General features: G+C 70.6%; 19 protein-coding genes. 9 read left to right on the plus strand and 10 right to left on the minus strand.

The window, feature by feature from the left end:
• The first annotated feature begins 41 nt into the window (after positions 1–41).
• Positions 42–1,097 carry an LCP family protein gene (locus FAB82_RS26025; RefSeq protein ID WP_136537479.1) on the plus strand — a complete coding sequence of 352 codons (1,056 nt, stop codon included), beginning with the start codon at positions 42–44 and terminating at the stop codon, positions 1,095–1,097.
• An 83-nt stretch (positions 1,098–1,180) separates the two neighbouring features.
• Here the strand turns inward: FAB82_RS26025 and FAB82_RS26030 are convergent, their stop codons facing one another.
• Positions 1,181–1,705 (minus strand): transposase, encoded by a 525-nt coding sequence (locus FAB82_RS26030; RefSeq protein WP_136537480.1) that lies wholly within the window; start codon positions 1,703–1,705, stop codon positions 1,181–1,183.
• Between the two features lie 72 nt (positions 1,706–1,777).
• Positions 1,778–2,521: a copper chaperone PCu(A)C gene (locus FAB82_RS26035; RefSeq protein WP_136537481.1), complete on the minus strand. Its 744-nt coding sequence runs from the start codon at positions 2,519–2,521 to the stop codon at positions 1,778–1,780.
• Between the two features lie 196 nt (positions 2,522–2,717).
• On the opposite strand from FAB82_RS26035, the gene FAB82_RS26040 reads away from it, so the two are divergent.
• The 3 genes from FAB82_RS26040 to FAB82_RS26050 are packed head-to-tail and all read left to right on the plus strand — an operon-like array spanning position 2,718 to position 6,667.
• On the plus strand, positions 2,718–3,542 hold the full coding sequence (locus FAB82_RS26040; RefSeq protein WP_136537482.1) for an ABC transporter ATP-binding protein: 825 nt from the start codon (positions 2,718–2,720) through the stop codon (positions 3,540–3,542).
• Positions 3,543–3,581: 39 nt separating this feature from the next.
• Positions 3,582–4,577 carry an ABC transporter substrate-binding protein gene (locus FAB82_RS26045; RefSeq protein ID WP_136537483.1) on the plus strand — a complete coding sequence of 332 codons (996 nt, stop codon included), beginning with the start codon at positions 3,582–3,584 and terminating at the stop codon, positions 4,575–4,577.
• Positions 4,574–6,667, plus strand: coding sequence for an iron ABC transporter permease (locus tag FAB82_RS26050; RefSeq protein ID WP_211116866.1), 2,094 nt, complete (start codon positions 4,574–4,576; stop codon positions 6,665–6,667). Before FAB82_RS26045 ends, FAB82_RS26050 begins: the two co-directional genes overlap by 4 nt.
• Before the next feature lie 57 nt (positions 6,668–6,724).
• Here the strand turns inward: FAB82_RS26050 and FAB82_RS26055 are convergent, their stop codons facing one another.
• Positions 6,725–7,018: a hypothetical protein gene (locus FAB82_RS26055; protein ID WP_136537484.1), complete on the minus strand. Its 294-nt coding sequence runs from the start codon at positions 7,016–7,018 to the stop codon at positions 6,725–6,727.
• A 233-nt stretch (positions 7,019–7,251) separates the two neighbouring features.
• On the opposite strand from FAB82_RS26055, the gene FAB82_RS26060 reads away from it, so the two are divergent.
• Genes FAB82_RS26060 through FAB82_RS26070 form a run of 3 tightly spaced genes read left to right on the plus strand, consistent with a single transcriptional unit; the run spans position 7,252 to position 11,956 of the window.
• A complete protein-coding gene (locus tag FAB82_RS26060) occupies positions 7,252–8,727 on the plus strand; it encodes an ABC transporter substrate-binding protein (RefSeq protein WP_211116867.1) in 1,476 nt (491 codons plus the stop codon).
• Between the two features lie 5 nt (positions 8,728–8,732).
• Positions 8,733–10,466: an ABC transporter permease subunit gene (locus FAB82_RS26065; RefSeq protein ID WP_136537485.1), complete on the plus strand. Its 1,734-nt coding sequence runs from the start codon at positions 8,733–8,735 to the stop codon at positions 10,464–10,466.
• Positions 10,463–11,956, plus strand: a complete 1,494-nt coding sequence (locus FAB82_RS26070; protein WP_136537486.1) for an ATP-binding cassette domain-containing protein — start codon at positions 10,463–10,465, stop codon at positions 11,954–11,956. Before FAB82_RS26065 ends, FAB82_RS26070 begins: the two co-directional genes overlap by 4 nt.
• An 8-nt stretch (positions 11,957–11,964) precedes the next feature.
• On the opposite strand, the gene FAB82_RS26075 is transcribed toward FAB82_RS26070, so the two are convergent.
• From FAB82_RS26075 to FAB82_RS26090, 4 genes are all read right to left on the minus strand, one after another.
• Entirely contained in the window at positions 11,965–13,542 is a 1,578-nt protein-coding gene (locus FAB82_RS26075) for a lipase family protein (protein ID WP_136537585.1), read from the minus strand.
• A 94-nt stretch (positions 13,543–13,636) separates the two neighbouring features.
• On the minus strand, positions 13,637–14,734 hold the full coding sequence (locus FAB82_RS26080) for an NADH:flavin oxidoreductase/NADH oxidase (RefSeq protein ID WP_246039847.1): 1,098 nt from the start codon (positions 14,732–14,734) through the stop codon (positions 13,637–13,639).
• A gap of 10 nt (positions 14,735–14,744) precedes the next feature.
• Positions 14,745–15,437, minus strand: coding sequence for a type 1 glutamine amidotransferase domain-containing protein (locus FAB82_RS26085; protein WP_136537488.1), 693 nt, complete (start codon positions 15,435–15,437; stop codon positions 14,745–14,747).
• Between the two features lie 25 nt (positions 15,438–15,462).
• Positions 15,463–16,371, minus strand: a complete 909-nt coding sequence (locus FAB82_RS26090; RefSeq protein WP_136537586.1) for an NAD(P)-dependent oxidoreductase — start codon at positions 16,369–16,371, stop codon at positions 15,463–15,465.
• A 98-nt stretch (positions 16,372–16,469) separates the two neighbouring features.
• Here FAB82_RS26090 and FAB82_RS26095 point away from each other — a divergent pair, with 98 nt between their 5' ends.
• Positions 16,470–16,940 (plus strand): MarR family winged helix-turn-helix transcriptional regulator, encoded by a 471-nt coding sequence (locus FAB82_RS26095; RefSeq protein WP_136537489.1) that lies wholly within the window; start codon positions 16,470–16,472, stop codon positions 16,938–16,940.
• An 87-nt stretch (positions 16,941–17,027) separates the two neighbouring features.
• On the opposite strand, the gene FAB82_RS26100 is transcribed toward FAB82_RS26095, so the two are convergent.
• Positions 17,028–18,035 carry an ABC transporter substrate-binding protein gene (locus FAB82_RS26100; RefSeq protein ID WP_136537490.1) on the minus strand — a complete coding sequence of 336 codons (1,008 nt, stop codon included), beginning with the start codon at positions 18,033–18,035 and terminating at the stop codon, positions 17,028–17,030.
• Positions 18,036–18,121: 86 nt separating this feature from the next.
• On the opposite strand from FAB82_RS26100, the gene FAB82_RS28470 reads away from it, so the two are divergent.
• On the plus strand, positions 18,122–18,253 hold the full coding sequence (locus FAB82_RS28470) for a hypothetical protein (RefSeq protein WP_281276996.1): 132 nt from the start codon (positions 18,122–18,124) through the stop codon (positions 18,251–18,253).
• Here the strand turns inward: FAB82_RS28470 and FAB82_RS26105 are convergent.
• Together FAB82_RS26105 and FAB82_RS26110 are read right to left on the minus strand one after the other, a co-directional pair.
• The gene (locus FAB82_RS26105) at positions 18,250–18,852 is read right to left on the minus strand and encodes a TetR/AcrR family transcriptional regulator (protein WP_136537491.1); all 603 of its coding nucleotides are present in this window, start codon (positions 18,850–18,852) and stop codon (positions 18,250–18,252) included. The two genes, FAB82_RS28470 and FAB82_RS26105, sit on opposite strands and share 4 nt — an antisense overlap.
• 176 nt (positions 18,853–19,028) lie before the next feature.
• Positions 19,029–19,331 (minus strand): hypothetical protein, encoded by a 303-nt coding sequence (locus FAB82_RS26110; RefSeq protein WP_136537492.1) that lies wholly within the window; start codon positions 19,329–19,331, stop codon positions 19,029–19,031.
• Positions 19,332–19,440 lie beyond the last annotated feature (109 nt).

The following is a 19,440-nucleotide window of genomic DNA, read 5'->3' on the forward strand; positions in this document are numbered from 1 at the left end:
TCCACTTCGCGTGATTTCCACGCCCTGACCGAGGAGGCCCAATGGCACGAGAGGACCGAGCCCCCTGGTGGGCGTTTGTATTGCTGTTCGGTGGCGCCCTTGCCATGGTGGTCGCCGGCGGCGGGTTCGTCGTCGGACAGTTCATGCAGTACACGACGGACAACGCGGTAAAGAAGGAGAACGTCCTCGGGGACAACCGCGTCGAGATCGAGGACACGGAGGAGGGTATCTCCGGCCCGCTCAACTTCCTGATCCTCGGGCTCGATGGGCAGGGCGCTCACAAGCGCACCGACACGGTCATCATGGCGCACGTAAACGCCGATCTGAGTGAGGTGTACCTGATCTCGATCCCACGCGATCTGTGGGTCGAGATCCCCGACTGCGGCTGGGGTGAGGGCCCATGCGAGTTCAAACTCAACCACGCTGGCACCGTCGGGGACTGGCACCACGCGCTGGACAACCTCAACGAGACGCTCTACAACCTCAGCGGGGTGCGATTCCACGGGGCGGCCACGGCGAACTTCGAGGGATTCATCGACTTGATCGACGTGGTCGGCGAGATCGAGCTGTGCCTGTGGCACGAGATCGCCTCGAGCCAACCCGGGAAGGTCTTCCCGAAGGGGTGCGCCGACTACGGGAAGGAGGAGGCCCTCTTCCTGGTGCGCGAGCGCGAGCAGTGGGACTGGCCATCGGACTGGGCCGAAGGCCGCGGCGGCGACTACGGCCGCGCCAAAATGCAGCAGCAGGCGGTCAAGTCGATCCTGGTCGAGGCCAGAGAGCAGGACTACCACCAGGACCCGGCCAAGGCGATCGAGCTGCTCAACGGCTTCGGTAAGCAGCTCACCGTGGATTTGGGCGAGGCCAGTCTGACGGACCTCATCATCGCGATGCGGGACGTCGACCCGAGCAAGATCACCTCGCTCAACGTGCCGTCCACCTCGGAGCCGATCACGTGGAACGGTGCGCCGCTGTCGACCGTCCAGATTCACGAGGGCGAGGAGCGGAGGGCGGCCGACGCACTGTGGGACGCCATCGAGAACGACACACTCGACCAGTGGACGGCCCGATACCCGAAATGGGTCTCCAGCGATGGCTGATCTGCTTACCTGAGCCGATGCAAGGAACGCGGTGGCACCGGCGGTGCGTCCACAACGGAGATTTCGCCGCCCCATCGGGACCGCTAAGAAGGGCCTGAAGACCGCTTGTCCGCCTCAAGCGAGTCTTCGAGGCGATCGAGAACTGCGTCTAGCTGGGCGTTTGGGTTCGCATAAGAATGCAGTACCTCCTCCGCGTGGTGCTCGCCGCGCGAGCGGCCCAGGGCGTGGTCGTCGGGTTCGCCGGGCGCTGGCCGGTGCCTGGCTCCGGCGGCGGCTTGGTGCGCGCGGATGGTCGTGGAGTCGACGCTGACCGTCCAGGTCAGGTGGCCTTCCACGTCGAGCAGGGCGAGAATGAGCTTCGTGATCTGTGCCCAGACGCCGGTCTGCTGCCAGGCGGCGAACAACTGGTAGGCCGTCGGCAAGGGACCGTAGCGCTCGGGCACGTCCCGCCAAGGCGAGCCGACCCGGACCCGCCAGGCGACGCCGTTGAACAGTACCCGTCGTGACCTGGTGATCGGCCGCCCAGTCGGGGCCGGAGTAGGGATCCACCGGCGCAGCCTGGCCCATTGCTTATCGGTCAGATCCCCGCGCCCTGCTACGCTCGACACAGAAGCCTCCTATTGAAATCCATTGCGACACAACAGATTCAACAGGAGCCTTCCTCAGTTCGTGAACACGACTTAGTGGCCGCCTTCGCCCTCTTCCAGGTATTCGCGGGGCAGCGGCTCGGGCGGCGTGCCGACCGGGACCCTCAGGGTCGCCTCGTCGCCGTTCGAGAAGGCGAACACGACCTCGACGCTCTCGCTCATGTTGAGCGACTTGCTCAGTCCCTCCAGCACCAGGTGGTCGCCCTGCGCCGGGAAGAGCCTGACGAAGCCGCCGGGCGCGATCTCGATCTCGAACTCGCCGGAACCGGCGGTCTCGTCCGATTCGTCCTCGGTCGCTTCGTCTTCCGGCGTCTCGTCTTCCGGCCCTTCGGGCTCGGGGGTCTCCTCCGAGGGGGACTCCGATGGGCTCGCCTCGTCCGTCGCTTCCTCACCGGGGCTCTCCTCGGCCTCGTCGGTGTGCTCCTCGGACGGGCTCTCCTCCGGCTCGGTCTCGATTTCGAGGGGACCGGTCGCCAGCGACACCGACTCCGCCGCGGGGCTCGTCACCGATTCCAGGACGATCGATTCCTTGCCCTCGTTCCCGATCCAGAGGTGCAGCGGGACGTCGTCGCCTTCCTCGTAAGCACCGGAGGCGCCGAACACGATCTGGACGTCCCGCAGGGAGACGTCTCCCGCGTCCGCATTGATGCCCGAGACCGCCGGCTGCGTGTCCGCCGTCTGCGTCACCTGCCCTGCGCTGCAAGCGGTCAGGCCCGACGCGACCAGCACCAGTCCCGCCAATCCGAATCCGACCGAGGTCCGACTGTTCTTCAGCATGTTCGACCTTGCCCCCCGACTCTCGTCCATCCACAAGCGCCACCCTAAGCACGACGCCAGGTCAGACGCGGTCACGACGCGCCAGCGACGGCCGGGCCTCCGCCCGGGGGCGGCCGAGCCGGGACCGCGCGGGGTCAAGATCACTCCGGTTCGGCGGCCATTGGAGCGAGGCGATACATAGGCTAGCCTTACCTACATGCCTGATGACGTCGGACTCAATGGTCGCGCGCTCCAGCTCGCCTACTACGGCGAGACCGTCGTGCACGGGGCCGACATCGCCCTGAGCGGCGGCCACGTCACGGCGCTCTTGGGCCCCAACGGGTCCGGCAAATCGACCCTGCTGCGCTCACTCGCGCGCCTGCACCGGCCCGAATCGGGCGCGGTCGCCTTCCCCGACGACTCCGATGCGATGGCCTTGAGCCCCAAGGCCTTTGCCCAACGCGTCTCGCTGCTGGCCCAGTCCCGGCCGGTCCCCGGCGGGATCCGCGTCATCGACGTCGTCGGCTACGGCCGCCACCCCTACCGGGGCCGGTGGCGCGCGGGCGACGAGGACGGGGCCGCGGCGATCCGCCGCGCCATGGACATCTGCGGCGTCGCCGACATGGCCGATCGCGGCGTCGAGGCCCTCTCCGGCGGTGAGCGCCAACGGGTCTGGCTCGCCTCCTGCCTCGCCCAGGACACCGGTGTGCTGCTGCTGGACGAGCCCACCACCTTCCTCGACCTGCGCTACCAGGTCGAGATCCTCGACCTCATCCGCGACCTCGCCGACGACCACGGCACCGCCGTCGGCGTCGTCCTCCACGACCTCGACCAGGCCGCCGCCGTCGCCGACCGCGTGGTGCTCCTCCACGACGGCCGCGTCGCCGCCACCGGGACCCCGACCGAGGTCCTGACCCCCGAGAACCTCACCCGCGCCTACGGCATCGACATCGAAGTGGCGACCGATCCCGCCACCGGCCTGCTCAGGACGCGCCCGATCGGCCGCCACAGCCGGCGGTTCGCCGCCAGCGCCTCGCAATAACCGAAGCACCCCGACACCCGAAGTATCCGAAGGAACCCGATGCGCACGAACCACCTCGCCCGCTCCGCCGTGCCCGCGGCGCTGGCCGCCGCCCTCCTCGCCACCGCCGCGTGCGGCACCACCGAGGACACCGGCGGCGGCAGCGATGACGCCTCCGCCGAGACCGGCCCGGTCTCCACCGTCGACTCGCAGGGCAGGACCGTCGAACTCGACGCCCCGGCCAAGGACGTCGTGGTCCTCGAATGGGCCGAAGTGGAGATCACCGCCGACCTCGGCGTCATGCCCGTCGGCGTCGCCGACATCGAGGGCTACCACACCTGGGCCGGCGCCGCCGTGCCGCTCGACGACACCGTCACCGACCTCGGCATCCGCCACGAGCCGTCCGTCGACGCGATCGCCGAGCTCAACCCCGACCTGGTCATCATGGAGATCGACGACGAGGTCATCCTCGACCAACTCGAGGAGTTCGTGCCCGTCCTCATCACCGAGGGCTCCAACGAGACCGACAACATCGCCCGCATGTGGGACGACGTCGACATGATCGCCGACCTCCTCGGCAAGACCGACGAGGCCGAGACGCTCAAGGCCGAATTCGACGCCAAGGTCGCCGACACCACCGCCGCCATCGAGGCCGCCGGCAACACCGACGTCCCGTACTTCATCGCCGACGGCTGGGACGACGGGTCCACCATCTCCATCCGCCCGTTCGGCCCCGGCTCGATGGCGGGCTCGCTCGCCGAGGCCGTGGGACTGGCCAGCGCCTGGAACGGCGAGACCGACGGCGCCTGGGGCCTGGGCAGCTCCGATGTCGAAGGCATGGCCGAATTCGAGGAGACCGAGCTCAACTTCATCTACAACAACTCGTTCAAGGACGACATCTTCAACGAGAAGCTCGTCGGCAACCCCATCTGGGACTCGCTGAAGTTCGTCGAGGACGGCACCATGTACCAGCTGCCCGACGGCGCCTGGACCTTCGGCGGCCCCGCCTCCGGTGAAGTCCTCCTCGACTTCTACGCCGAGGTCTACACCAGTTGAGCCAGACGCTGACGCCGCCGGCGCGACCGGACGCCCAGGCCGCGGAGAGGACCCGCCTCATTCCCACGGCGACGGTCTTCACCGTCACCATCGGGGCCCTGATCGCGTTGGCGGCCATGCATCTGACCCAGGGCACCTCCCAGGTCGACACCGGTGACCTGCTGCAATTGATCGTCGGCTCGGCCGACGAGGGCGTGTGGAACGTCCTGTCGGGATCGCGGCTCCCGCGGCTGGCCGCGGCCGCGCTGGTCGGGATCGCCTTGGGCGCCTCGGGAATCCTGCTCCAGTCGGTCGCGCGCAATCCGCTCGCGAGTCCCGACACCCTCGCGGTCAACGCGGGTGCGTACCTGGCGATCACGGTCGTCGTCGTGCTCGGCGTCAGCTTGCCGCTGATGCCCGACATCGGTGTCGCCTTCGTCGGTGCGGCCGGGACGGCCGCGCTCGTCCTCGGGATGTCGGCGGGCGGCGGCGCGGCCACCACTCGGCTCATCCTCGCCGGGTCGGCGACCGCGATGGCCGCGAACTCGCTGGTGACGCTGCTGCTGCTCCTGTTCGAGCAGGAGACGACGGGCCTGTTCGCCTGGGGTGCGGGGAGTCTGAACCTCACCGGCTTCGCCCCGGTGCTGCAGGCCCTGCCGCTGGTGCTCATCGCGATCGCGGTGTCCTTGGCGATTTCATCCCGGCTGGACCTGCTCCGCTTGGGCGACGACACCGCCGCCGGTCTCGGCGTCCACGTCCGGCGCACCCGGCTGATCGCCGTCCTGTGCTCGCTGCTGCTGGCGGCGTGCGCGGTGGCGGTGGCCGGACCGATCGGCTTCGTCGGCCTCGCGGCTCCGGTCGTCGCGCGCCTGATCGCGCAGCGGCTTCCCGATCTGCTCCCCCACCGGCTGCTGGTTCCCTTCAGCGCCCTGTGCGGCGCCATCGTCATCGTCGGCGCGGACCTGGGACTGCGGGCGCTGTTCGGCGCCGAACGCAGTCTCGTCATTCCCGTCGGCGTCACCACCACCCTGCTCGGCGCCGCCGTCATGGTGTGGCTGGCCCGGTCGATCAGGAGCTCGGGCGGCGAAGACCGCCCGGCGATCCTGCACGGTGCGGCGAACCGGGGCCGGATCGCGTTCGGCCTCATCGTCGCCGGGCTCGCCACCGCGGTGGGCGCGGCGGTGCTCGCCGGGATGCTCGCCGGGGACAAGCTGCTGCTCGCGGGCGACCTGTGGAACTGGATCCGCGGCCAGACCGGGTCGACGTACACGTGGATCATCGATCAGCGCTTCCCGCGCGTGCTCGCCGCGGCCCTCGCGGGGGCGGCGCTCGCGGGCGCGGGCGCGGTCACGCAGGGCGTGTGCCGAAACCCCTTGGCGGAACCGGGCCTTCTCGGCGTCACCGCCGGGGCCGGGGTCGGCGCGGTCACGCTCATCACGCTCTTCCCGGGTTCGGGCGCGTGGACGATCACCGGTGTCTCGGTCGCGGGGGGCCTGGGCGCGTTCGCGCTGGTCTACGCGCTGGCATGGCGTGGGGGCCTCGATCCGGCCCGGCTCGTCCTCATCGGCATCGGCGTGTGGTCGATCGGCATGGCCGCCATCACGCTCATCATTCTCGCCTCGGACCCGTGGAACACGCCGAAGGCCATGACGTGGCTGTCGGGCACCACCTACGGGCGCACCGCGGACCGGCTCTGGCCGCTCGCCTTGGCGCTGGTCGTGTTCCTTCCGCTGATCACAATGCACCGCAGGGAGATCGACCTGCTGGCGCTGGACGACGACACTCCGCGCGTGCTCGGGGTGCGGCTGGAGCGCACCCGGCTGATGCTGCTGATCTCGGCGGCGGTGCTGACCGCTGCCGCGGTCGCCGTCGTGGGCGTGATCGCTTTCGTCGGACTGGTCGCCCCGCACCTGGCCAGGGCCCTGGTGGGGTCGCGGCATTCGCGGGTGCTGCCGGTCGCGGTCCTGCTCGGGACGCTGCTGGTGAGCATTGCGGACACCTTGGGCCGCACCGTGATCGCCCCGGCCCAGATTCCGGCCGGGCTGGTGTGCGCCTTGATCGGTACGCCGTACTTCATCTGGCTGCTGTGGCGGGGGCGAGCCCGCGCGTAAGCATTGCGCCGCACTGGTGCTCGACGGCCGCGAGCTAATGCTCGCGGCCGTCGCCGTCTAGTGGTCGTCCCAGTGGCCGGCGTGGGCGGCGTGGCGGTGGCCGTCGTGGACGTAGTCCAGGTGGTCGCCGTGCTTCACGGCCTCGTGCCCGCAGGCCGATCCGTGCTTGTGTTCGTGCTGCTTGTGCTCGTGGTGGCCCTTGGTCTCGCATTCGTCCCAGTGGCCGGAGTGCAACGTGTGCAGGTGCCCGTCGTGGGCGTAGTCGACGTGGTTCCCGTGCCGGACCGCGGTGTGCCCGCAGCCGGCTCCGTGCTGGTGTTCGTGTTCGGTGTGCTCTTTGTGCGCGGCCATGGCCGCCTCCCCCGTTGTCCTGCTTCCTCCGGTCCGCCCGCCGGGCGGCCCAACCAGACATTAGCGTTCACGCATATCTCGGGGCCGGGAATCGGCGGAACCGCCCAGTCGCATTCACGACTGCGGGTCGCGATTGTGACGGGGGGCAAGTCCATCCTTACTAGAAATGAACACGGTTTTCATTTCGGTAATGTCCAGGCACGATATCCGCCCGATCCCCCTGGAGTCCTCCCGTGCCCGTGTCCCGCCGCTCGCTGCTGACCGCCGCCTCCGCCGCCCCCCTCCTCGGCGTCGCCGCCTGCTTCGCCGAATCCGGCGAGGGGGCCGAATCGTCCGGGCGCATCCGGGTCGCGCACATGCAGCCGCCCCGCTCGGGCCTGTCGCCGCTGACCGACGACGCCTTCAAGCTCTCCCGCTGGGCCACCGCCGAAACGCTGGTGGTGCTCGATGCGGACGGCAACGCCGTGCCCGCGCTGGCGACCGAGTGGACGCAGGACGGGGCCGCCTGGACCTTCACCATCCGGGAGGGCGTGAGGTTCCACGACGGCACCGACCTGACCCCCGAGGCGGTCGCGAACGCGCTGGAGGTCGCCGCCGCGGCCGCGCCGAAGCCGCGCATCCTCGACGGCGTCGACCTGACCATCGCGGTCGAGGGGAACACCGTCATCGTCACCACCGCCGAGGTCGACCCGCTCGTGCCCGAGCGGATGTCCTCCCCGCAGCTGTCCGTCCTGGCCGCGAAGGCCTACCAGGGCGACATCGTGAACCCGATTGGCGCGGGCACCGGCGCGTTCGTCCTCACCGCGGTGAACTCGACCGTCTCGGCCACCTTGGACCGCAACGAGGACTGGTGGGGCGGCGAGGTCGCCGCCGCCGGGATCGACGCGTCCTTCGTCCCCGACGGCACCGCCCGGGCCGGCAAGCTGCGTGCGGGCGAGGCCGACATCGTGGAGGCCATCCCGGTCTCCCAGGCCGGACTGCTGGAGGCCGACCAGATCACCGAGGTGCCCATGCCGCGCACCTGCACCCTCTACCTCAACTGCTCGACCGGGCCGTTCGCCGACGCCGGCGTCCGTGCCGCCGCGCGCGAGGCGATCGACGCCGAAACGCTGGTCGAGGGCGTCTACGACGGCCGCGCCGACCTCGCCGAGGGCCTGCTGGGCCCGGCGATCCCGTGGGCCGCGGACCGGGAGGGCCGCACCGCACCGGCCGCGGCCACCGAGCCGGCGTCGATCACCTTGGGCACCTTCACCGACCGCGCCGAGCTGCCCGACGTCGCCCAGGTCCTCCAGCAGCAGCTTCAGGACGCCGGATTCGAGGTCGAGCTCGACATTCGCGAGTACGCCAATATCGAGGCCGACGCGCTCGACGGCGCCTTCGACGCGTTCCTGCTCTCGCGCGCCACCATCCTGGACTCGGGCGACCCGGCTGCCTACATGTACTCCGACTTCGCCTCCGACGGCTCGTTCAACCTCTCCCAGCTCGCCGACGACACCGTCGACACCGCCCTGCATGAGGCCGCCTCCACGCCCACCGGCGAGGAGCGCCGCGCCGCGATCCTGGCCGCCGAGACCGCGATCCTCAATACCGACGCCGCCCTCCCGCTCCTCCACGAGCGGGTCATCCAGGGAGACGCCGCAACCGTGGTCGACTCGGTCAAGGACCCCCGCGAACGGGAGCTCGTCAGCCCCGACACCCACCTGGCGTGAGCTGAATGAAGACCGCCCTCGCCCGCGCGGCCGCCCTGGTCGCGCTCCTCGCCGTCGTCGGCCTCCTGCCGTGGCTCTCCCGCAACGACCCCGCGCTGACGGTGCTGCGCGCCAAGTCCGCCGAGCAGGAGGCCACTCCCGAAGCGCTCGAAGCGATCCGGGCCGACTTGGGCCTGGATGCCGGACCGCTCGCGCTGCTCGGCGACTGGGCCGCCGGACTCGTGCGCGGCGATCTGGGCACCTCCTGGGTGTCCGGCTACGAGGTGGGACCCGCGGTGACCGCCGGGCTCGGGACCTCCCTGACGCTCATGGCGGCGGCGCTGGTCGTCGCCCTCTCGATCGCCGCCGCGTTGAGCGCGCCGACGCTGGTGCGCGGCGCCCGCGGCACCCTCCCCGAGGGACGACCGGGCGGCGCGGTCGGCGCGATGCTGCTGGCACTGCCCGAATTCCTGCTCGGCACCGTCGGACTCATCGTCATCGGCGTGTGGTTCGGATGGCTGCCCACCTCCGGTTGGTCCGGCCCCCAGAACCTGGTCCTCCCCGCCGTCGCAATGGGCATCCCGGCCGGGGCCATGCTCGGCCGCCTCGTCGGCGACGCGCTCCCGGGCGCCTTCGGGGAACGGTGGGTGGGCCTGTGGCGCACCGCCGGAGTCGCCGAATCGCGCATCGCGCTCGGCGTGCTGCGCCGGGCGCTCCCGGCCGTGCTGCCGCAGCTGGGGCTCGTCGCGGTCGCCCTGGTCGGCGGGGCCGTCGCGGTCGAGACGATCTTCGCGATCCCCGGAATCGGGCGCACCGCGCTCGGCGCCGCCAAGTCCCAGGACCTGCCGCTCCTGCAAGGCTGCGTACTCGCGCTCCTGACGCTCGGGCTCGCGGCCGGAGCGCTCGCGCACTTCGCCCGGCGCCGCCTGCTCGGCGCCAGCCTGCGCGATGCCGCCCTCAGTCTCCCTGCGCCACAGCCCGGTCCGGCCTCGGCGAAGCGGTACGTCATCCCGGCGGTCCTCGCGGCCGTGCTCGTGACCGTCGTCGCCTGGGGCATGCTCCGCGACCCGCTCCACGTCGACGTGGCCGCGAAACTGCTCGGCCCGTCCTGGACGCACCCGCTGGGCACCGACTCGCTCGGCCGAGACGTCCTGGCCCGCCTCGGGCACGGCGCCGCCAATACCGTCGGCACCGCGATCGCCGTGTGCGCCTTCGGATACGTGTTCTCCCTGGCACTGAGCTTCGTGCCCCGCGCGGCGGCGGGCGTCGCCGACATCTGCAACGCCCTGCCGCCGGTCCTCATCGGCATCCTGGTCGCCGCCGCGATGGGGCCGGGCACGGCCGGTGCGGCCATCGCGGTCGCGCTGGTGTCATGGCCGAACCTGACCTCGCACGCCTCGGCGCTCACCCAGGAGGCGCGCGCCGCCGGATACCTGACCGCCCAGCGGGCCCTCGGCGCGAGCCCGCGCTGGATCCTCTTGCGGCACGTGCTCCCCGAAGTGGCGCAGCCGCTCGCGCGCCACGCCGTGCTCCGGCTCCCCGGCACCGCGCTCGCCATCGCCTCGCTCGGCTTCCTCGGCCTCGGCACCCAGCCGCCGACCCCCGAATGGGGTCTCCTGCTGGAGGAATCGCGCGCCTACGTCGAGACCGCGCCGGCCGCCGCGTTGGCCCCGGCCGCGGCCATCGCCGCCCTGGCCGCACTGACGGTGTCGGCCACGAACCTGGCCCACCTGCCGAAGCGAAAGGCGGCGCTCGCATGAGCAAGTCGATATTGGACGTCAGCGACCTGCGGGTGACCGTGCACGGGAACGAAGCGGTGCGCGGCGTCTCGTTCGCCCTCGAACCCGGCGAACGCGTGGCCCTCGTCGGCGCCTCGGGCGCCGGGAAGTCCTTGACCGCCAAGGCGATCCTCGGGATGCTCCCGGCCGGTTCGGAGACGTCCGGCGCCGCCCGGATCGACGGACGGGAAGTCCTCGGCGCCGGGCGCGAGGTGATGCGGGGTCTGCGCGGCCGTTCGATCGGCTACGTGCCGCAGGACGCGCTCACCGTGCTGAGCCCCGTCCACCGGGTCGGCGACCAGATCGCCGCAGCGGTCGAATCGGTCCAGGGCCTGGACCGGGCCGCCGCACGGCAGGCCGCCGTCGCCGCCCTCGACGCCGTCGGCATCCCCGAGCCGGAGAAGCGAGCCGACGACTACCCGCACCAGTTCTCCGGCGGAATGCGGCAGCGCGCCGTCATCGCCATGGCGACGGTCAACGCGCCCAGCCTGATCGTCGCCGACGAGCCCACCACGGCGCTCGACGTCGGCACCGCGCACCAGGTCCTCGACCTGCTCACCGAGCGGTGCGCCGCCACCGGCGCGGCGCTCCTGCTCATCACCCACGACCGCGCCGTCGTCCAGGCCTACGCCGACCGAGTACTGACCATGCGGGACGGACGCCGGGTCGAAACCCGGCCACCGGTCGAGGCGGCCGAGAAGCCCCGCTCCCCCGTCGCCGAACCGAAGCCGCTGCTCGAGGTCCGGGACCTGGTGGTCGAATACCCGGGCGGGCGCCGCGGCCTGCGACGCGGCAGGCCGCACCGGGCCGTCGACGGCGTCTCCTTCGACATCGCCGCCGGCGAGACCCTGGCCCTCATCGGCCAATCCGGCTCGGGCAAGTCCTCCACCGCCGGAGCCGTCCTCCACTTGCGACGTCCCAGCGGCGGCAGCGTCCACTTCGACGGGCAGGAACTGACGGGTCTGAACGAGAAGGCACTCCGCGCGGTGCGCCCGGCGATGCAGCCGGTCCTCCAGGACCCGTACGGTTCACTGAGCCCCAGGCTCACGGCCGCGCAGGCGGTCGCCGAGCCATTGCGCGTCCAGGGCAAATGGAACCCCGAGACGAGTCCGGCCCGCGTCGCCGAACTGCTCTCGATGACCGGCCTCGATCCCGAACTGGCGCAGCGGCATCCGCACGAGCTGTCGGGCGGGCAATGCCAGCGGGTGAACATCGCCCGCGCCCTCGCCGGCGAGCCGAAACTGCTGGTGCTCGACGAGCCGACCTCGGCGCTGGACGCGGACCTGCGCGACGGCATCCTGGATCTGCTCATCGACTTGCAGGAGCGCCTGGGCCTGGGCTACCTGTTCATCTGCCACGACATGGGCCTGGTGCGCGGCTTCGCGCACCGGGTGGCGGTCATGGAATCGGGCCGGATCACCCGGACCGGGCCGGCCGCCGAGGTCGAGCCGTCCACTGAGGCCGTTTCCTAGAGATTTCGCTAAAAGCGCCCGAACAGCCACGACCCCGGGGCGTCCTCGCCGATGCAGAAGCGCCTGACCGCGTCGATGATCTCGTCGGCCGTGACCTTGCCGTCGCCATTGGCGTCGAGCAGGCGGTCGGCGCGGTCGGTCTCCTCGGGGCTCATGCGGCAGGCGATCAACAGGTGCTCGAGTTCGGCCTCGTCCAGGACGCGGTCGCCATCGGCGTCGACCAGAGCGATGACGGCCTCGGCGAGGGGACGCACGGCGGTGGCGAAGCCATTGCGGTCGCCGTCACCCTCGGATTCCCTTGCCGCCCAGGCGCGGTACTCGGCCCCGCTGACGGTGCCGTCGCCGTCGGTGTCGGCACCGACCCGCACGGCGTTCCACAGTTTTCGGTAGCCGTCGCGGACGGCGGCGGCGCGCGGGGAACGGGGCGCCTCGCCGAGCGATCGGACCAGTCGCAGGGCGAAGGCGTCGTAGTCGTCCCGGGTGAGGCGGCCGTCCCCGGAGCGATCGAGCAGGTCGAAACGGCGAGCCGGAACATCGAGCCCGCCTGCCTCGGAGGCGGCCAGGTGCTTCCAGCCGAAATCGATCGCGTCGCCCTGGCCGGCCTCCAGCATTCCGGCGTGGTCGGCGCCGCCGTGGTCGCGGAAGTCGACGTGGTTGCCCGCCTTGTTCAACGCTGCAGCGAAGCGGCTGACCGGCCGGTGCGGGATGATCTCGTCGTCGATGCCGGCGGATATGTGGACGGGCCGATCCAGATAGGTCACCGGAACGCTCACCGCTTCGAGGATGGCGGCGATCTCGGGGACGGCGGCGATCCCGGTGGTCCCGGCCTCGTCGTTGGAGATGCCGCGGACGGCCCCGAACGCCTCCCGCAGGCTCGCCCCGGCGGCCCAGCGCAGGAGCTCGATGCCGATGGGCGTCAAGAACTCCGCGGGCGCGAAGTCGGGACGGGTGACGCCGACGCCGGCGAGGATGAGCATCACGATCGGCGACAGGGGCGCCGACCCGTCCGCGGTCAGCGACTCGACGAGGTCCCCCACGCAGGCGGCGGGGGCGACGGCGATGGTGCCGCGGTAGTCCAGTTCGGGCGCGTAGCCGGTGGCGATGTTCGCGACGTGCATGGCGACGTGGCCGCCTTGGGAGAACCCGGCGGCGAGCCAACCGGTGCCGATCGGGTGGCCGAGGCCGCGGACGGCCCGAACTGCGTCGATGACGTCGTCGGCGACGGCCTCGCCGTTGAGGTACGGGTGCGGGCCGGGGGTGGACAGGCCCTCGTAGTCGGGGGCGGCGACGGCGTATCCGGCGCCGAGCCAGCGGTCGACGTGCTCTCGTTCGAGGCGGGCGAGGCCGGTCCGGGACGGGGCGGACGCATTGCTGAGTCCGGTGGTGCCGTGGGCGAAGCCGATGACCGGCCAGCCCTCGTCGGGGGCGGTTCCGGTCGGGATGAACGCCGACCCGCTGACCAGGCGCCGTTCGCCGTCGTAGCCCATGCCCCGGTAGTGGATCCGGTGTGCGCTGGCGGCGGAGTCCGGCCACAGCTGCCTCGCGAGCGGGCGGTGGCGGACGAGGACGCCGGGCGACCAGTTCATTTCTCTCCTGTCGAACCTCAAGTGTCAGTTCATTGAGGACAGCAGGATACGAGTGGTCGCCCGGCGCTCGTGGGACGTCGGCGGTGCGTCGGCGTCAGCTCCGGTGGCGGGCGCGTTCGGCCCGCTCGTACTGGGCCGGGACCGGGTGCACGTCGCCCAGTTCGAGGGAGGCCCGGTGCGGCCAGTACGGGTCGCGCAGGAGCTCGCGGCCCAGCAGGATCGCGTCGGCCTCGCCGTCGGCCAGGATCTTCTCGGCCTGGCCGGGCTCAGTGATGAGTCCGACGGCGGCGGACGGCAGCCCGGCCTCCCGGCTCACGCGAGTGGCGAACTCGACCTGGTAGCCGGGACCGACCGGGATGTCAGCCTTGGGGACCATGCCGCCGCTGGACACGTCCAGCATGTCGATGCCGTGCTCCTTGAGGATCGCGGCCAGGCGCACGGTCTCGTCGGCGGACCAGCCCTCGGGCTCGGTCCAGTCGGTGGCCGAGAGGCGGTAGAACACGGGCACGTCCTCACCGACCGCCTCGCGCACGGCATCGGCGATCTCGACGGAGAGGCGGGTGCGGTTCTCGAAGGAGCCGCCGTACTCGTCATCGCGGCGGTTCGCGGTGGGCGAGAGGAACTGGTGCACCAGGTAGCCGTGGGCGCCGTGGATCTCGATGACCTCGTAGCCCGCGGCGATGGCGCGGCGGGCGGCCCGCGCGAACGCCTCGACCACGCCGCGGACCTCCTCACGGCTGAGCCCGCGCGGCGTCGCAAGTCCCGGGAACGCGACCGGGCTGGGCGCGACCGTCTCCCATCCCCCGTCGGCCTCGGACAGGGCGTCCCCGGGCTTCAGCTCGCCGACGGTGCTGGCCTTGCGGCCCGCGTGGGCGATCTGAATACCGGGCACGACGCCCTGTCCGCGCATGAACGCGGTGAGGCGACGATGGGCCTCGATCTGAGTGTCGTTCCAGATGCCGAGGTCGTAGGGGCTGATGCGGCCCTCGGGAACGACGCCGGTCGCCTCCACCAGAATCAGGCCCGGCCCGCCCGCGGCGCGGGAGCCGTAGTGCTGGAGGTGCCAGTCGGTGGGCGCGCCGGTCTCGGGTCCGGAGTCCGCCGCGCTGTACTGGCACATGGGCGCCATCCAGGCCCGGTTGGGGAAGGTGGTGCCGCGCAGGGTCAGCGGCGTGAAGAGATTGCTGGTCACTATCGATTCCTTAGAGCTGCTTGAGAAATGCGTCCGCCACGGGGGCGGATGAGGACGGGTTCTGACCGGTGATGACATTGCCGTCGACCTCGACGTGGGGCTCGAACGGCACGCCGACCACGACGTTGACGCCGGCTTCCCTGAGGCGGTCCTCCAAGAGCCACTTGGCCTTGGGTGCCAGGCCCGCCAGCCGCTCCTCCTCATTCGTGAACGCGGCGACCGTGCGGCCGGCGAAGGAGTTCACGCCATCGGTGTCGACGGCCGCGAGCAGGGCGGCCGGGCCGTGGCAGATCACGCCGACGGGCTTGCCGGCGGTGACGAACTCCGTCAGGGCGCGGCCGGAATCGGCATTGACGGCCAGGTCCTCCATGGGTCCGTGCCCGCCGGGCACGAAGACGGCGTCGAAGTCGGCCGTGACGATCCCGGCCAGGTCGACCGGCGTGGCGAACTCGGGCGCGGTCTCGACGATCGCCCTGATCTCGGCGGCCCGCGCGGCCCCGCCATTGTCGTCGTCGCTCAGGCTGCCCGCGTCGACGGGCGGAACCACGCCTCCGGGCGTGGCCACGGTGATCGTGTGCCCTGCGTTCTTGAAGGCCTCCAATGGGACGGCGGCCTCTTCGGCCCAGAACCCGGTGAGGTGCCGCGACCCGTCGTCGAGGGTCCACTCATTGGCGCCGGTCATGATGAACAGGATGTTCGACATGTCTCCTCCTCCTTCTATCGTTCGATCACTGGTCGAAGCTCGCGTAGTAGGACGCGGCCATGTCCTCCTCGCCGTGACCCAGCTCCGAGGCCCGGCGAAAACGCTCGGCCCCGGCCTTCGCCAGGTCGAGCCGGACTTCGTGGCGCTCGGCGGCCTCCACGATCAGCCGCGCGTCCTTGGCGGCGGTGTCGAGTCCGAAGCTGGCCGGAGAGAGCCGGTCGTTCAGCACCATCGAACCCTTGAGCTCCGCGTATCCCGCATCGAGAGGACCGCCCTCGATCAGCTCGAAGAACTGCCGCGGGTCGACGCCGAGCCCCTTCGCCAAAGCGAGCACCTCGCCGATCCCGTTGGTGAGCAGCAGGACCCAGCTGTTGGCGACGAGCTTGAGGCTGCTGGCGCTCCCGGCCGAGGCGTCCTCGCCGGTCCACACAATCCTGGCGCCCACGGCATCGAAGACGGCGTTCGCGGCCGCGTCGTCGCTCGGCCCCGCCGCGAGCACGGTCAGCTTCCCGGCCTCGGCGGGTTCCTTGGTGCCCAGCACCGGGGCGTCGAAGAAGACCAGCTCGTGCGCGGCGGCGAACTCGGACAGCGCCCGGTTCGCCTCCACCCCGGCGGTGGTCGACTGCACCCAGCGGGCGCCGGGCCGCAGACCGGGAACGGCTCGGCGCATGACGTCCAGCGCGGCGGGCCCGTCGTGGAGCATGGTGATGATGACGTCGGCGCCTTCGACCGCCTCGGCCGGGCTGCCTGCGACGTGCGCGCCGTGTTCGGCGAGCGGCCGGGCCTTGTCCTTGCTGCGGTTCCAGACCCGGACGGCGTGCCCGGCGCGGGCGAGGTTGCGGGCCATCGCGGCCCCCATGATCCCGGTGCCGAGGACGCTGACGGTCAGTTCGCTCATGCTTGCTCCCTTGGTCGTGTCGCTCAACCACCACATTACTTGCAAGCGCGGTATAATTGCAAGCGCTGATTATTGCCGTGTTACGTATATCGCTGTACGCTGGGATACAGCCACCCGAGGAAAGAAGGAGCACCATGAGCATCGCCCACGACGCACCCACTGCGCTGGCGCAGAACTGGTGCGCGCTGTCCTCGCTGCATGAGCGCATCGCCTCCCGGATCGAACGTAGGCTCCAGGCCGAGCACGAGTTGAGCGTTCGCGAGTTCTCGCTGCTCAATGTGTTGAGCCGGCAGGACGAGGGCAAGGGCGGCCACCTGCAGATGCGGCAGGTCGCCGACGCGCTCGTGCTGAGCCAGAGCGCCACGACCCGCCTCGTCACCCGTTTGGAGGATCGCGGCCTGCTCGCGCGCACCATCTGCGCCGACGACCGGCGCGGCATTTACACGAACGTGACCGAGGAGGGCGCGGCCCTGCTCCGGGCCGCCACGCCCACGAACGACGCGGCGCTGCGCGAGGCCCTGGACGAGGCCCGGCGCGACCCGGAGCTCAAACCGCTGGTCGACGCGCTCGAAGCGACCGACATGGCGTCCTCGGGCATCGGCTGACCCCGACCCGACGCGAAGGCCCGCCGCCGCAATGGATTCCATTGCGGCGGCGGGCCGCTTTCATTGCGCCCGTGACCAGGTGAGCGGCTAGCTGAGCGGCTCGGAGTTCGTGACCGCCTCGGTGAGAATCTCCAGGGCCTCGGCTCCGCCGAGGTGGGAGTAGATGGGTTCGGGGTTCCAGGAGTAGACCTGGCCGGCCTTGACCGCCGGGAGCGCGTTCCAGGTGGGGAACTCGGTCAGGTCCTCGGGCTGGAGGTTGCCGGCGCGGGCGTCCAGCAGGATCACGTCGGCCTCGTACTTGTCGGCGTTCTCCCAGGACAGCTCCTCCCAGTATCCGTCCTCATTGGGCTCTTCGGCCTCCACGAACTGGACGCCGAGCTCGGCGGCCATGGACAGGTCGGTGAACTTGGGGAGGTAGCCGACGTAGAAGACCTCGGGGTAGGCGTTCACGGGCATGACCTTCAGGGGCCGCTGCGCGGCGGCCTCCTGGAGCGCTTGGCCGGCCGCCTCGTACCGGTCCTGCGCTTCGACGACCTCCTGCGACTCGATGTCGGCGCCGAGCGCGACGGCGATCTCGGTGTGCCGCCCGATCACCTCGTCCAGGGTGCCATTGGAGACCTCGATGCCGATGGTGGGAGCCAGCTGCTCGACCTCCTCGGTGCGTTCCTCGGGCACGAACCACAGCGGGAAGCCGGCATAGAAGTGGGACACCAGGATCTCGGGCGCGACGGAGGCGAACTTCTCGATGTCGAACTCGCCCCAGGCGTTCCCGATAATGGTCAGTCCGTCGACCGGCATCCGCCCGGCCTGGATGTCGGGCGAGCCGTCGGCCGTGACGGTCGGGCCGAAGACGCCGTCGACGGTCACGCCGTAGTCATAGAGCGCGGCGGCCAGCCCGGTGAAGGCGACAATGGATTGCGGCTGCGAGTCGAGATCGACGGTCTGGTCCCGGTCATCGGTGAACGACCACGCCAGATCGGCGGTTTCCCCGTCCTCGGTCCCGTCACCGCATGCGGCCAGCAGCCCGCCGGAGGCGAGCGCGCCGCCCGCGGCCAGGAGCCCACGGCGGTTGAGGTGCAAGGGGATCGAAGACATGGGGAAACTCCTTCTCGGAAGATGACCGGACGTCACCTTTTTGATTAGGCTAGCCTAACTTAACCCCCGTCTTTCGAGAGGACCTCATGAGCCGGATTGAGAAGGCCGTGCTCGGCCCGCTGCGCGAGCGGGGTATGGCGAAGCGGGCCATCGGCGGGCGCGCCTACTGGATCAAGGGCCGGCCGATGGGTTCGGCGGGCACCCCAGTCGACGATTAGGCCGCGGGGCCGCGCACGGATTCCCAAATCCGTTCGGGCAGCACCTTGAAGGCCGGTTCGATATCGGCGCCGGGCATGCGAATGAGCCAGCGCGTGACGGTCTCGGTGATCGGGCCGATGATGAGGCATTCGAGCAGGTTCTGCGGCATGGGCCGGATGCGCCCGGCCTCGACGTGCGGGAGGACCCAGGCGTTGATGGCGCTGTAGTCGGCGGCATTGGCGGCCATGACCTGGTCCACATGGGAGGAAAGGGTGCCGAGGTAGGGCAGCGCGAGCATGAAGTGGGCCTGGTCGCGATTGTCGACGCACCAGCGCAGGTAGGCCGTGACCAGGGCCTGGATGCCGGTGCGGGCGGTGCGTTTGGAGCGCACCGCGGCGGCGAGTTCGGCGGTCAGTTCGGCGGTGGAGCGGGCATAGAGGGCGGCCGCGAGGCCGCTGAAGCTGCCGAAGTGGTGGTAGAGGCTGCCGACGCTCACGCCGCTGCGCTCGATGACGGCGGTCATGGTGAAGCCTTCGGGTCCGCGTTCGCCGTAGACCTCCATTGCGGCATCGAGGAGCCGTGCGACGGTCTCCTTGCCGCGAGCCTGCTTCGTCCCCATGCGACTCACCCCCGTGTTCTCGCCGGTCCGACGCCACAACTCTAGAAGCCGCCTCTAGTACGGAGGCACGGCGGGGCCAGGGGTGTTCAAGGATTCCCTGAGGCAGGGCGGTTTCGAGCACGGGGGAACGGGTCCGCCTCGGTGGCGGCACAAGGGAACCGGGTCGGTTCAGGTCGTCAGGACTGCCAGAACTTGACGGCGGTGGAGGTCAGGTGATCGGCGTCGACCTGGCTGAATCGCTTCTCGTACACGTAGTTCAGGTATAGGCAGGGGGCACGCGTGTCTATGCGGAAGACATTGCCGACCCACCGGGTCGGTTCGCCGTCGTTCAGATCCCAGATCTGGACGATCTGGTCGGTGATTGCCGTGGTCATGCGGAGATTGAGGTCGGCGATCTGCAAGTCTTCAATGCGAATCCAGCCGGCGCTGGAGGGGTCGGGATACCCGCGGGGCCGCGAAGGCGGTGTAGGTCGGCTCATATCCGGGCCAGCCAATCCATGCATTGATGACATTCCGGTCTCCATCATCGCAGACCACCCTATGCACACAAGTGACGCACAGCGTGATACCGGTCTGGTAACTATCAGA

Source organism: Glycomyces buryatensis, assembly GCF_004912275.1.
GTDB lineage: Bacteria > Actinomycetota > Actinomycetes > Mycobacteriales > Micromonosporaceae > Glycomyces > Glycomyces buryatensis.